At 45.1% G+C, this 14,081-nt stretch carries 7 protein-coding genes; all 7 read right to left on the bottom strand.

Annotated features, from left to right (window positions below):
* Positions 1 to 53: 53 nt before the first annotated feature.
* Positions 54 to 1,637 carry a carboxylase gene (locus HMPREF1535_RS21365; protein ID WP_007658285.1) on the bottom strand — a complete coding sequence of 528 codons (1,584 nt, stop codon included), beginning with the start codon at positions 1,635 to 1,637 and terminating at the stop codon, positions 54 to 56.
* A 127-nt stretch (positions 1,638 to 1,764) separates the two neighbouring features.
* Complete coding sequence (locus HMPREF1535_RS21370) at positions 1,765 to 3,684, bottom strand: SusD/RagB family nutrient-binding outer membrane lipoprotein (RefSeq protein ID WP_046147403.1); 1,920 nt, start codon at positions 3,682 to 3,684, stop codon at positions 1,765 to 1,767.
* Positions 3,685 to 3,910: 226 nt separating this feature from the next.
* Entirely contained in the window at positions 3,911 to 7,078 is a 3,168-nt protein-coding gene (locus HMPREF1535_RS21375) for a SusC/RagA family TonB-linked outer membrane protein (RefSeq protein WP_007658287.1), read from the bottom strand.
* Between the two features lie 288 nt (positions 7,079 to 7,366).
* The gene (locus tag HMPREF1535_RS21380) at positions 7,367 to 8,038 is read right to left on the bottom strand and encodes a hypothetical protein (RefSeq protein WP_046147404.1); all 672 of its coding nucleotides are present in this window, start codon (positions 8,036 to 8,038) and stop codon (positions 7,367 to 7,369) included.
* A gap of 116 nt (positions 8,039 to 8,154) precedes the next feature.
* A complete protein-coding gene (locus HMPREF1535_RS21385) occupies positions 8,155 to 8,559 on the bottom strand; it encodes a hypothetical protein (protein WP_046147405.1) in 405 nt (134 codons plus the stop codon).
* Positions 8,560 to 8,693: 134 nt separating this feature from the next.
* Positions 8,694 to 10,475 carry a SusD/RagB family nutrient-binding outer membrane lipoprotein gene (locus tag HMPREF1535_RS21390; protein WP_046147406.1) on the bottom strand — a complete coding sequence of 594 codons (1,782 nt, stop codon included), beginning with the start codon at positions 10,473 to 10,475 and terminating at the stop codon, positions 8,694 to 8,696.
* A gap of 16 nt (positions 10,476 to 10,491) precedes the next feature.
* The gene (locus tag HMPREF1535_RS21395; protein WP_046147407.1) at positions 10,492 to 13,857 is read right to left on the bottom strand and encodes a SusC/RagA family TonB-linked outer membrane protein; all 3,366 of its coding nucleotides are present in this window, start codon (positions 13,855 to 13,857) and stop codon (positions 10,492 to 10,494) included.
* Between the last annotated feature and the right edge of the window lie 224 nt (positions 13,858 to 14,081).

Raw genomic sequence — 14,081 nt, forward strand, 5'->3', positions numbered from 1 at the left:
AAACAACGGGATTTTTTATTTAAAACAGTCTTATAAATATAAGAGGGTAAACATCAAACCATCAGATCGTTTCTGAACTTCTCTTTCTTCTGTTTCGTCAGGAAGTGGCGGGCAGACATCGGGAAGAGTTCGAGGAGAAGCATCTCCTTTTCATTTTCGGCTACCAGGATACCGACTTCATCAATGACAGGGTTCTCCTGCATCTCATAATCTGAGGCATCATAAAGTTGCTCTTCCCGCTTGCCGGTTATTTGCTGGCGGAAGTCAGGGTCGACAGGCAACGGGGTTTTCCCATAATCTCCGCGGATCAGGGAGATAAAGGGGTAAACGGGTTTGCTATATAACGGGCGACCGTTCAGTTCATCGAGGGCACAGGAGACTGCCTGCGAGGCTATCACCTGGCTGACCGGCGTCACCAAGGGGGGCAGGCCGGCATCCATCCGTACCCGGGGAATTAATGACATCGCTTTCTCCAATAGCTCGGGATGATTCTGCTGCTTCAGCAAGGCGACTATCTGATTGTACATGTTGGCCGGAATCTGCGATTTCTGGACCATTTCGTTGGGTTCGGGGAAGTTGAAGTATTCTTCGATGGCACGGCAGAAGATGATCAGGTCGTCTTCCTTGTCTTTGCGGGCGGCTTCGATGGCATCGTTGAAGAAGCGGTCGATCTCGGTAGGTAACTTATCGGTCAGGGGATTGAAAGGATTGGGCAACTCGCGGGAGGAGTCATAGGCTTTCAGTTCTTTTCGTATTTTCAGGAGTTCGGCGTTGATGCGGGCGACGGCTTCCATATCGATTTCCAGTTCGATACCCATCTTCTTGCAGAAGACGTAAACCAGCTCGATGGCGGGAGCACAACAGCCTCCGGCAAAATACCAGATATTCGTATCGACAATATCGACGCCGTTGACAATAGCGGCAAGCATCGAGGCCAGGCCGTATCCGGCAGTACAACGGGTGTGGAAGTCGACGGGAGATTTCAGGTTCTTCTTGAAAAGGCGTATCAGTTCGGCAGTCCTTGCAGGGGTGATGAGTCCGTTGGCATCTTCAAGGGTGATGATGTCGGCCCGGAAGTTCTCTAACTGCTGGGCTTTGTCCAGGAAATAATCGTTCTTGAAGACCGGCTTATGAAGGGGACGTCCGTGGAAGGCGGCTTCGATCCGTTCGAGGGCAGAATGGTGAGGGTCGATGGCGTAGCAGACGGCACAATCGGCCATTCCACCGTAACGGTCGGTGTATTTGATGGCTGGCTTCATATTGTCTATATCGTTCATGGCATCAAAAATACGCATGATATCAATTCCTGACTCGACGGTGTTGCGGCATACGCCTTTGACAACGTTGTCCGGGTAAGGATTGTAGCCGAACAGGTCGCGTCCGCGACATAAGGCTGCCAGTTTGGTGGTCGTACCTACTGCGGCTTTGATCTTTTCCACTCTTTCCCAGGGATCTTCGTTCAGGTAGCGCATGGCGGCGTCGGGCACTGCCCCACCCCATACTTCCATCGCATAGAAACCAACTTCTTTATAGAAAGGTAGTACACGGTCGATTTGTTTCTGCGACATGCGCGTTGCACAAGCTGACTGCTGACCGTCACGGAGGGTGAGGTCGCGGATTAATAGTTTACGTACCATAATTGTGTTTTTGTTTAGTTTGTTTTCTTTACTTTTCCCTTGATGGAAAAGTAACAAAAGATCAAAGTAGCGAAATGGATGCAGCCTTGATCTTTTGCCTACTTTTCTATCAAGAGAAATGTAGGTCTCATTTCTGATTCCACCAAAGCGGTGTTGTCACTACGTCGGGGCCGCCCAACAGCTCTAAGGCTTTTTGGTATCCTTTCAGGTTATTGGTCTGGATATTGGCCGGATAACGGTAGCGTTTTGGGTAGAAATCGAGGCGACATTCCTTGGCTGTTGCCATTGTCAGAGGAACCTGGTTCAATGGGTTGTAGTCTTTTTCTACAGCTTGGTTTTCAAAGAACGGGAGACCGAGGCGACGATGATCGCTCCATGCTTCTTCGGGTAACCAGGGTACCTGTGCGATATATTTCTGGGTAAGAATCTTTGTCAATGCGTCGTTGTTGTAAGCACCGCCGCGGTAAATTGAATTCTTCGGGAAGTTATAGGTCATTGTCTTATTTTCCTTTGTATAAGGATCGACATAATTGACGGTATAAGGCTTCGCTTCCGTTGTATGGGTGAAGCTGACGGAAGTACCTACCCGGTTATAATCCGTAGAGGACAGGTATTGAGAAACCTGGCTTTGCAGGCCATGATATTCGAAGCTGGCTGTGATGCCGCTTTCATAATTCGACTGGGCAGTGCCCGGTACCGTCCATCCTTTCAGAGCAGCTTCAGCTATCAGGAAATAGCTTTCCCACGGGCCGAAGAAGACGCGCTTCTGCGTATTCATACGGTATTGTTTTGCCATGGAAGGATAGTTGTAGTTCTTACCGGTCAAGGCGCTGACAAGGCCGGACAGGTTGTTCCATTCACCGGCTACCCAGGTACCCCAGGTATAACGCGGGTCGATCGTGAGCATCGGTTTGGAGTTATCGTTCGGGTCCATTAATTCAACGGGGTGCACTTCGCTGGCTGCACCGATATAGTCGGAATAAACCACACCGTCGTTCCAGCCTACTACGCTGAATAGTTTCGGTGCGCGGGGATCTACATACTGCGGAATGGCATCAAAGTAGAATCCGGCACATGGATCGTTGGTATTCAACGGGAAATGCTTGTTCAGATAGAGTCCCATATAGGTGTGGGGATCTTTCAGATGGCTCTTCAGGGAATCGGGAAGAGGAAATTCAATGCCTCCAAGTCCTTCGGCCAGGTTCTTGAAAGTCACAGACATAGGCTGTGCATTCCAGGTACGCGACATGACACCTGTCAGGTCGTTCCAACCATCTTTCTCCTGTACGCCTGCCAGATCATCCAGTGACGAGATAAAGGTTTTGCTTGCCGCATCTTCAAATTCGGTCTTTGCCAGTTCGGGCGATACGGCCGAGATACGCATGGCATAACGCATACGCAGGGAGTTGGCATATTTCTTCCACTCATTGACATTTCCGGCATAGAAGGCATCCTCGCCTGCCATCGGCTCCATATTGATAGAAGGATCGAGAGAGGCTTCAGCTTCTTTCAACTCTTTGAGGATGAAACCATAGATAGCTTCTACACTGTCGTATTCGCCGGGTACGCCGGTGAAAGCCGACAAAGCCGGGATAGGTCCGAAGCCGTCGGATACTTCAGCATTCAGATAAGCACGCCAGATACGGGCCATCTGAACCACATTTTTATAATAAGGATATTGTTCGGCTTCGCCTGCCTCGATCTTCTTTTCTCCCAGTTCGATAGCCTGGGTAGCCTTATTGAGCCAGCCTACGGCATAGGAGTTGCTGAGGTAGAGGGTGATATAATCGTTATTGTCCGTACCGATCGTGAATCCGCTACCTCGGTTGAAGCGAGCGGCACGATTCCATTCGGCAATGAAGATACGTTCGGCAATCTCTGGATTCATCTGCGCCCCGATGATGGAGGCATTGAGAAACCATTCCGGCTTCACTTTGTCTTCGCCAACTTGGTTAGGGTCTTCATTTATCTCCTGAAAATCGTTACAGGAAGAGAACAAAGCCGCTAATGTGAACATGCCGGTAAGCAATATATTCTTTGTATTCATCTTATTTTGTTCTTAGTAGTTGATAATTGATATTTATGAATGATTATAATTAGATTTTAGCAGATGATATTTATTCGTAATTTTCAATATTGCTTGTTCCATGTATGCTACATTACCACTTCCATGTCTGCTACATTACCACTTCCGTGTCTGCTACATTACTTGTTCCATGTCTGCTACATTACTTATTCCATTAGATGGAACAAAATATATCTGCTATCTAATACTAGAAACCAACTGTTACATTAAACGTAAATGAACGGCTTGTCGGAGCTGCCCCATTCTCGAATCCGGTAGCATTCGTATTGGTTGCTGAAACAGATTCAGGGTCGATGCCCGGCAGGTTATAATGGATCATCCAGACGTTATTGCATGTCGCAGACAAACGCAGGCGCTGGAATGGAGTATTCTTTAGCATTGCTTTATTGAAATCATATCCTAACGTAATATTACGTAAACGGATATTCGTTGCATCGTATGTGTACATTTCTGGCAAGCCGTAATTACCGGTCGATCCGATACGTTCCCAATAATTCTGATGGGTGACGGGTACTTTATTTTCTGTATAGCCGTTGGGAGTCTGGACAACCGAATTAGGGACAATGAAGTCCTGTCGTTCGCCGTTTACTACTGTCCCGGCCGCATTACCACGGGTGTACAGGTTGGAAGCGGTTGCCGAATAAAGATCGCCACCAATACGGAAGTCCACCAGGAAACTCAGGTTGAAGCCTTTGTATGAAAAGCTGTTCGTCCATCCCAGCATCCAGTCGGGACTCTGGTTGCCGACTTTCGATTTGCCGGTCGTGATCAATGGAAGTCCGTCTTCACCGACAATGATCTTGCCGTAGTTAGGATCATTCTTGTCTTCCACACGTTGGAAGGTTTGCCCGTAGATATCACCATAATAACTGCCTTGCACGGCTACGATCTGGATGGCATCTAGCGTTTTTATATCATAGAGGGTAACACCCGGATAGAGGTCGATGATCTTGTTTCGGTTCAGGGAGAACTGTGCTGTCGAGTTCCAGCTTAGTCCTTTGGGATTGTCGAGAATTAAGCCGTTCAGAGAGATTTCAACGCCTTCATTCTGAATATTACCGGCATTTACCTTGCGGGAACTATAACCGGAGAAGGGGTCCATCGGAAGGTTGAGCAGCTGCCGGGTGGCATTGGTTTTATACCAGGCGGCATCCAGTCCGAGGCGGTTGTTGAAAAAGCGGATATCGAAACCGGCTTCCCATGATTTGATCAACTCGCTGCGTACGCTGGAATCGTAAAGTACGTTTCCGGGAGCGGCTGTCGTATTCCCGTTCTCATCCTTACCGACGGTGAAGTTATTGTATAACTGATACGGATCGAGGTCGTTACCGACTTCGGCATAGGAAGCTCTCACCTTGGCAAAGGTAAACCATTCAGGCATCTGTCCGCCCAGTTTAGGCACCATGTCGGAGATCACTCCGGACAGGCTGACCGAGGGATAGAAATAAGAACGGTTGGCTTTCGACATGGTAGACGACCAGTCGTTACGTGCCGTAATATCCAGGAACAGATAGCCGTCCCAGTTCAATTGCAACGATCCGTAAAGCGAATTCATCTTCCGGCGGATCAGTTCAGAGGTTACCGTCGGTTTATTAATACCATTGTTCAGGGAGAAGAGGTTTGGCACGAGCAATTCACCGGCCGAGGCATTCATCTTCGTTCGCCTCTGTATCATCAGGTTACCACCGAAAGTAACGAAACCACCCAGGCGGTCGATCAGGTTATCTTTATTGGCGGTAGCCAGGAAGCTGTAATTGTTTTCGTAAAATGTCTCGGAACCTTCGCTGTATAAACCGCTGGGGGTTGTATTACCTCCGGCATATACTTTTTCGTTCTTAGTCGTTGTATAATAGTCTGTACCGCCTCTCAATTCGATATTGAACCAGTTGGTGGGAGCGTATTTCAATGCGATGTTACCCAGCAAACGGTTACGGGTATCGTTGTTCTGGCGGTATTTCGTCACCCAGTATGGGTTTTCCTGCGGGTTCTTCGAAGCGTCCCACCAGATCATGTTTCCATCTTCGTCCACACTATTCTTAAAGTCAGCCACATTCAGCGAACGGGGCAGGTTGTAGATCGTGTTGAAAGCATTGGAAGGGTTGACACCCTGGATCGGGCGGTTGTGGGCATTCAGATTGATATAGTTCACTTTGGCATCTACCTTCCACTTTTCGGCTTCGTCGAGGAAAGTGGTGGCACGCAAGGTGATATTCGTTTTGTTCAGCTTCGACTCCGGAGTAATACCTGCATCATCCGAACGGTTGATGGAAGAAAAGACCGACGTCCCTTTTATATTCTGCTGGAAGCTGATACCTTCATTAAAAGAAGTACCGGTATTAAAGAAAGCATCTATATTATCGTACGTCCTCAAAGGAACCTGGCGTCCCATCCAGTCGGTAACCGTCTGTCCTTCCGCCTTCGGTCCCCAGCTCAATCGTGACTGGTTATCGTAAGCACCGACCGATCCTTGTCCGAAACTGTTCTGCATATCCGGTTTCAGGAAAATCGACTCGGTTGTGATACCGGCATTGACCGTAATACCCAGCCCTTCATTCTTCTTTCCCGACTTGGTCGTAATAAGTATCACCCCGTTACCGGCCCTTGAACCGTATAAAGCCGCAGCCGAAGCACCTTTCAGCACAGTCATCGACTCGATATCTTCGGGATTGATGTCGGAAAGACCGTTACCCATATCGGCACCGGAGTTACCCCATACATCATCGACCCCGCCTGTGAAGTTATCCATCGGCGTACCGTCTACAACGATCAATGGCTGGTTACTACCGGTCAGCGAGTTATTACCACGGAGCACAATCTTCGAAGACCCTCCCACTCCATTGCTGGAGCGTACGATCTGTAAGCCGGAGACTTTACCCGACAAAGAGTTGGCCAGGTTAGGTTCGCGTGAAGAAAGCAGTTCGTCACCTTTTAGTTCCTGCATGGCGTAACCCAGTGCTTTCTTGTCACGTTTCATACCTAAGGCAGTAACAACGACTTCGTCCAGTTTCTGAGCATCTTCTTCGAGTTTAACATTGAGAGCGGTTTGTCCGGTGTAAGGAATATCTTGTGTGGCAAAGCCAATGAAGGATATTTGGATAATGTCTCCCTTCTTTACACCTTCCAGCGTGAAATGGCCGTCCATATCGGTCATCGTCCCGTTTGTGGTACCTTTAATTACAACAGAAGCCCCTGCGACGGGTCCGAACTCGTCTTCCACTGTTCCCGTAATCTTCGTATCCTGTTGGGAAATGTCAATAGCAGGATTCCCGGTATTCGGATTGGCAACGGCGTTTCCGGTAAAGCCCAACGCGCCCGCCAGGAGAATCATGCTGACAGATTTGAATCTTTTCAACATACTGATGTTTTTTGTTTAATTTATTAGATCTATGCATTTGGCGTCAACCAATGTCATTTGGTAATATAAACAGAAAGAAACAAGAGTTGTTGCAAGATTAACATTGGGGAACAACGGGATTTGTTCCCTCTAAAAGCCTTCCCGACGAAAGGCATAAGCTATAAATCAAATGGAGGACAAAAACTCTTTTTTATTTGTTTTTAAATCAGAACATAACTTTTTTTTATTTTTAATCACAAATACTTGTAATGGATTTGTGATTAAAAATAAAGAAGAAAAAACTTTTACCTAAATAGTCTGGCAAAGAACTATCAATTTAGCTACTTGCCATGGATCATCAAAACTAATGGATTGCTCTTTTACCAGTTGACGGATGACTTTCCGATGAGTGTCGGGATAGAGCTTCAAGAATGATTTAAGGTTGCTGAAAGAGACTTGCTGTCCATCCAGACAGGTCCGATAGGTATTTCTGTTGTCCTTTTTATATACACTGTTGTCCGGATTACTAATTCCCCTATTCCGCATCAATTCCATATCCACCGAAGCCTGCCCTCCTGCTTGAGAGACTACGCCCATCGCGCCACGTTTACCTTTATAGTATAACTTTATTTTCCAATCGACCAGCAATGTTCCGTCTCCAACGGGAATACATTCAAAGAAACGGACACCTTCATGAGCCGGGACAAACTTCCGGTTTCCGATCCAGAGAGTATCAATGTTCGAAGTGTTATATATCATTTGATATTCATTACCGTCTTTGTAGTATAATTCTTGTTTTTCACAGTTGTAATTGAATTGGGTTTCGATATAGCGTTTATCAGTCAATAATATTTTTCCTTTGGTAAACCGATCAAATAGAAAAACATCAGATGATATATTCAATGCTTCCTGCGCACCCAAAATACAAGGAAATGCAAACAAGGCAAAGAGTTCTTTCAATAAAATATGTATTATCTTCATTGTATACAAAATAAAGCTATAATAGTTACCGATACTTTAGAAACTTAAAAAAACAGGAACAGCTAATTCCATACCTGTTAGTCGTTCCTGTTTGTGTCAATAAATATCAGAAGATGTTATCGAGTAATACCTCCATCTGATCCATTTACTTCAATCCGATAATAGACTTCACGATCTACTTTAATTTTGTATTCCTTTGAGCCTACTTTTGAACCATAAGGAGCAGAATCCAAAAAGCTAGTCACCACAGATGTCCCATCATATACATACACCATATAAGCAATTTGCGATGGGTTTGGACGATTTCCTACATATTCCCAATGCACCTTATAACTAAAATAAGGTCCACCTGCACCATAATCCATATGCATATCAGTCACCCAATAATTTACCCCATCTACATAATCTACTGCTACATTGACCTGTTCCATCGATGCATTCACATTCTCTACTTCGGAAGCAAATATACTACTTGTACCGAATAAGCCTAAGAAGGCTCCTAAAATTAATAACTTTTTCATGGCCCTTTACTTTTTTATTAGTACGCGTAAGTTAAATATTTACCTTGACATTTACAACCGTTTTTACTCTTTTAATAAAAAAAGCGTCCCGAATAATCGGAACGCCTTTCAATAAGGGTTAAGTCACAACTTATTTAGTTCATCGCATTACCATTATGGTTTTCAGCAGCCTTTGTACGGCCAGTCCACCAAACCGGATAGTCGTATGAATTCTTGTATGCAACCTTTTCAAAGTTTTCAGCATTTCCACTCAACTCACTCTTCGGATAATACAAACGTTCCATAAACACGATGTTCGGTGTAGCAACAAATGGTAGTTCACCATCCAAATCTTTCACTAAACGACGAGCCTCGTTGTAGATCTCATACGGATTCATGATATTCATGTGACAGAACTTCTGACCGAAGATGAATTTCAACTTACCTTTATAATCCAAACCGGCAAACTTGTTGGCAGCGAATTCTTCGTAGTCTGCCAAGTGGTCTTGGATTTCAGACCAATTTGGAGCTTTTGCCTTTTCATATACATACAAAATACTTGGCAGTGAAGATTCGTTATAGGCCATACTATTATTGGTGTCATAATAGAACTTGGTAGATGCATAGATCGCTTTCTTGATACACTCTTTCGGATCGATATTGCCAAATTCACCCGGCCAACGAACAGCAGCTTCCGCCAAAATCAGATTCACTTCGGTAGAACCCATTACCGGAAACTTCATGTCGAAATTGAAATAAGTACGACGGTTATAGATTGCCGGAATACGTGTATCTTCCCAAATGCTATTTTCATAGTCGTCAAAGTGAAGCATATCATAGATTTCATCTTCCGTATAATATTTCGGAAGAATCGTTTCTACCTCTTCCTGTCTCAATGGAATACCGATGTAACGTCCGTGAACATCTGGCTGGAACATAGCATATACACGTGGGTCGAAGTCATGACGAGTGATACCGTTTTCATCGCCTGGTTGGTATTCATAGTTCATGATATCATGGATAATCGTGTAAGGAGCTCCACACTCATAACCACGTTCATCAATACCACGGAAGAAAGTTACCTCAAAGGCATGGGTCTTGTCCATCTCTTCGAAACCGATATCGTGAGAAGCCTCTGTTAACAAACGATCTTCAGCTACCAATTCCTTAATAGTGGCAACAGCTACATCCGGTTTTACGTGGCATAAACGCATGGCCATACGCAGACGGATTGAGTTAGCAAAACGAACCCAACGATCCAAATCACCATCACACAACAGGTCATTGGCAGCAAACTTAATCTTACTACCTTCAGTATCGAATTCAAAATTAGACAAATCGGCAGCTGCCGTTTTCAGGCGTGCCATGATGTCATCGTAAATAAACTCCTGCGTATCATACTTCGGATAAAACTGTTCTTGATAAGCCCCCCCGGCTTCAGAATAAGGCATATCGTCATACAGGTCTGTAGCACGCTGAAATGCATAACATTGGATAATGTCGCAACAACGCATATAAACAGCGTTCTTTGCCTTGTCTTCGTCACTCATGGCATTGTAGAGCAATTTCATACCATTGATGTTACGGCTGTAATTGTTACAAGTCTGGTTAAACAAGAAGTTATTCAGATTATCACCTGACCAGTCATTCCAAAGCTGAATAATGGTGTTATACTGCGAAATGTCTATATAAATCGGACTTACGGCAATACCCAACATCTTACCAAACGTACGCATATAGTGGTAAGTTGCACCGTAATCATAACGGAACAAATGGCCCGGCGTTTGCGCACCGGCAAACAGCAGGGTGAAGTCTGCGTCTGTTTGCCTATCCGGATTATAGAATTTTTCTTCCAATGTGTCGGAACACGACATCATAGCCCCCGATGCCACTACACCCAAAGCTAAACCGGCAATATATTTTTTAATTGTCTTCATGAATTATACGATTCTATTAGAATGAAACATTAATACCTAAACCGAAGCTACGGATACCCGGCTGGTTGGTAGATTCAGAAAATGAGTTTGTACCAAGCGTAGATTCCGGAGTTACGTTCGGAATAGCCTTATAGATGTAACATAAGTTGTTGGCAAATGCACTCAGACGTGCGTTCTGGATCTTAAACTTCTGTACAAAGCTTTTCGGCAAGTTGTAGCTGAAAGACAACGAACGCAAAGCGATGTAGTCGCTCTTATAGATCAAGTCTTCACTCATAGACATATCACTCTGCCAATACAGTTTGCTATAATATTGTTCGGCCGGGATAACCATTTGGTTAGGCTGTCCGTCAGGAGTCACACCCGGAGTGATCACACCGTCGTGCAAGATAAACGGATAGAATGAGTCAGCAGGAACGGCTGCTGAGTGGCTATCCAACAAGACACGAGTTTTACCGTCGTTCTTCAAATAATAAGGCAGACCGCCGTGTTCTTCGTCACGATATTTCAATGATTTCTCACCGGTACCGTTACCCAACAGATACATATTGGTCTGAGAGATCATGGTTGCACCGAACTGGAAGTCGAATACGGCATTCAACGAGAAATCTTTATAAGTCAAACCGGTTGTCAAACCACCGACTACGTCCGGCGTGATCTTACCCACCTTAATCTGTTGGTTTCTGTCATATTCCCAAACACCGGAACCTTGATTTACGATACGATTGCCTTGTTCATCGCGCTGGTACGGATAGATGTAGATTTCACCATATTCACCGCCAGGGAAGCATAAAACATCTGCACCCTTAACACCCCACATTTTAAGTTTATCGATACCCTTACCCAACTCTTTTACCTTTGTTGAGTAACGAGCCAAGTTCAAACCCAAATCCCAAGTGAAGTCTTTCGTTACGATCGGTTTCGTATTAATTGAGAATTCTAAACCGTTCTGGGCGATATCACCAGCATTCATACGAACTTTCTTAAGACCTGAACCTTCCGGAACCTCCAATTCTGTAATCTGGTCGTAAGTGTTGTTATGAAAATAAGAAAAGTCCAGATTGATACGGTTACCCGGCAAGAATGCGCCTTCCAAACCGATTTCATATTCACGTTTCCGTTCCGGCTTCAAGTTCGGAACCGGGAAACCGCCATTGGCTCCTGCGAAATCTGCCGGTGGCAAATAGTCAGGCATACCCATGGTCGGGCTACCGCCGTATGAACCCAACGAGAAGTCCAAGTTACCATAGTAAACCGGACCCGGACGACCTACGTCAGCCCAAGATCCACGGATCTTACCATAGTTCAACCAATCGATATCGAATGTTTCAGTGAAGATCCATGACAAGCTGGCACCCGGATAGAAATAGTGGTTATTTTCGGGAGGCAAGATAGACGACCAGTCGTTACGAGCCTGTACTTCCAAAAATACCTGGTTAGCGTAAGCCAACTGGGCAGAAGCAAACACACTCAACAACAAGTCATTAGCACGACCTCTACTAGAACGAGGACCAAAGTCTTCACGGGTATTGTTCAATGAGAACCAGTTTTCGATAGAAAACGTTTCGCCCACCCATTGTCTCTGATCTTCATACTTGGTATACTTAACGGCACCACCGACCATGGCTGACACATTCCAAACATCGTTAAATGTCTGGTTGTAATTGAATGAAGACTGGCCATACATGATCATGTCGCGACGGCTGCCTACTTCATACCAACCCTGCTTATTTTCCATAGACAACGGTTTACTTACATGTTGCTTCACTTCCTGATCCGTTACCGTCCAGTCCATACCACCCAAGGTTGTCCAAGAGAACTTGTCGTTGAAAGTAACATCCAAATTCAAAGACTGGATCAAGTGGTTACGCTCTACCATGTTGGAGTTGACTTCCTGAGACCAGTAGTAACTTCCGAAACGACCTACATATGGTGCTTTCTGTCCGATAGACTGATCCATAGAGAACAGATTGTAACCATCAGGAGTTAAATAATTCTGCTTGATCAGGTTTAAATCCATATTTCTCGGGAAACCATACGTAGCAAAACTCTGCATAGCATAGGGCGCATTGTGGTCGCGGGTATTCGAATAGTTGGTATTCCATTTCACCTTTACCCAATCGTTTGCCTTCAAATCAGCAGAGAATGCAAACTGATGCGCTTTGTTGTCGGCATTTAAGGTAATGGCATCGTAATCGCGGTAGTTGTAAGACAGACGGAATGAACCCAGTTCGCCACTGTTACTTAAAGCGAAGTTTACGTTGGTCTGTCCACCGGTGCGATACATATCGCGCTGGTTATTTTCGTAAGCCTGGTAGGGATGATACTGTCCGTCCCAATCCAACAACATACGACCGTCCATTCTCGGACCGAAGCTACCGTCACCACCACGCCAGATTGACTGAACGGTCTGACCGGTATTTGGGTCGGTCATGGTCCAAAAACCATCCTTGTCGACTTCCTTTACACCAGCATTACCAGGGCTGGAACCTGCACCGTAGATATTTTGCATTTTCGGCAGGTAAGCGGCAACATTCCAAGAGTGGTTGACACCGAAGTCGATACCCAACCCTTTCTTACTACCAGATTTTGTAGTTATCAACATAACACCGTTGGCACCTTCCGATCCATACAATACGGCAGCTTTAGCTCCTTTCAGGATTTCGATAGAAGCAATATCTTCGGGGTTGATATCATTCAAACCCGTACCGTGGTCACTACCCGTACGGCTATTATCGCTCTGTCCGGTATTGGCATCATGGATAGGAATTCCATCAACCACGATCAACGGACGAGTAGAAGATTCCTGTGTCAAAGAGATTGCATTACGAACCTTGATGTTCATACCTCCTGAAGGACCGGCAGCTGTAGATTGTAACTGCAAACCGGAAGTCTTACCATACAATGCTTGCATAGCATTCATCGGCGTACCGGCTTCCAACAGTTCCTCCCCTTTCACACTACTTACCGAATAACCCAGTGCTTTCTTTTCGCGCTTGATACCTAGAGCCGTTACAACAACTTCGTCCAACTTCTGAGTGTCCTCAACCAGCTTTACTTGTACAGAAGCTTGTCCGGTATACTTGATTTCCTGAGTGGCATACCCAATAAAAGAGATCTGGATAATGTCACCGTTTTTCACTCCTTCCAACGTAAAGTTACCGTCCATATCGGTAATCGATCCATTGGTTGTTCCTTTCACTACGACAGAAGCACCGGTTACAGGGCCAAACTCGTCTTCTACCACTCCTGTCACTTTCCCACTTTGCTGGGAAATACTTGATTTAGGCATTGCCACATCTGGGTTTACAGATGCATAGCTGGGAACCGCCAGGGTACCAGCTAATAGCAATAAGCCTACAGGCTTAAAGTTTTTCAACATAATTGATGGTTTTATTTTAACATAAAATAGACACTGTTTTGGCGAAACAATGGTCTGTTCTAATTCTTAATAGATATAAATTTCCATAATTCTTTAACACTAAGTGTTTTTTAGTTGGCGTTGTTACCTTAGTACTAAAAGAACTCTGGTGATTTTTGTGTTTTAAAAAAGATGAGTAGAAATACTAATGAAACCTAAGGAGTGATTGTAACATATTTGATAAT

The sequence above is a fragment of the Parabacteroides goldsteinii DSM 19448 = WAL 12034 genome, from assembly GCF_000969835.1.
GTDB classification, from domain to species: Bacteria; Bacteroidota; Bacteroidia; order Bacteroidales; family Tannerellaceae; genus Parabacteroides; species Parabacteroides goldsteinii.

Excerpts from the sequence above, each read along its gene's own strand:
- HMPREF1535_RS21365 (WP_007658285.1), bottom strand. The coding sequence starts at position 1,637 with ATGGTACGTAAACTATTAATCCGCGACCTCACCCTCCGTGACGGTCAG.
- HMPREF1535_RS21370 (WP_046147403.1), bottom strand. The coding sequence starts at position 3,684 with ATGAATACAAAGAATATATTGCTTACCGGCATGTTCACATTAGCGGCT.
- HMPREF1535_RS21375 (WP_007658287.1), bottom strand. The coding sequence starts at position 7,078 with ATGTTGAAAAGATTCAAATCTGTCAGCATGATTCTCCTGGCGGGCGCG.
- HMPREF1535_RS21380 (WP_046147404.1), bottom strand. The coding sequence starts at position 8,038 with ATGAAGATAATACATATTTTATTGAAAGAACTCTTTGCCTTGTTTGCA.
- HMPREF1535_RS21385 (WP_046147405.1), bottom strand. The coding sequence starts at position 8,559 with ATGAAAAAGTTATTAATTTTAGGAGCCTTCTTAGGCTTATTCGGTACA.
- HMPREF1535_RS21390 (WP_046147406.1), bottom strand. The coding sequence starts at position 10,475 with ATGAAGACAATTAAAAAATATATTGCCGGTTTAGCTTTGGGTGTAGTG.
- HMPREF1535_RS21395 (WP_046147407.1), bottom strand. The coding sequence starts at position 13,857 with ATGTTGAAAAACTTTAAGCCTGTAGGCTTATTGCTATTAGCTGGTACC.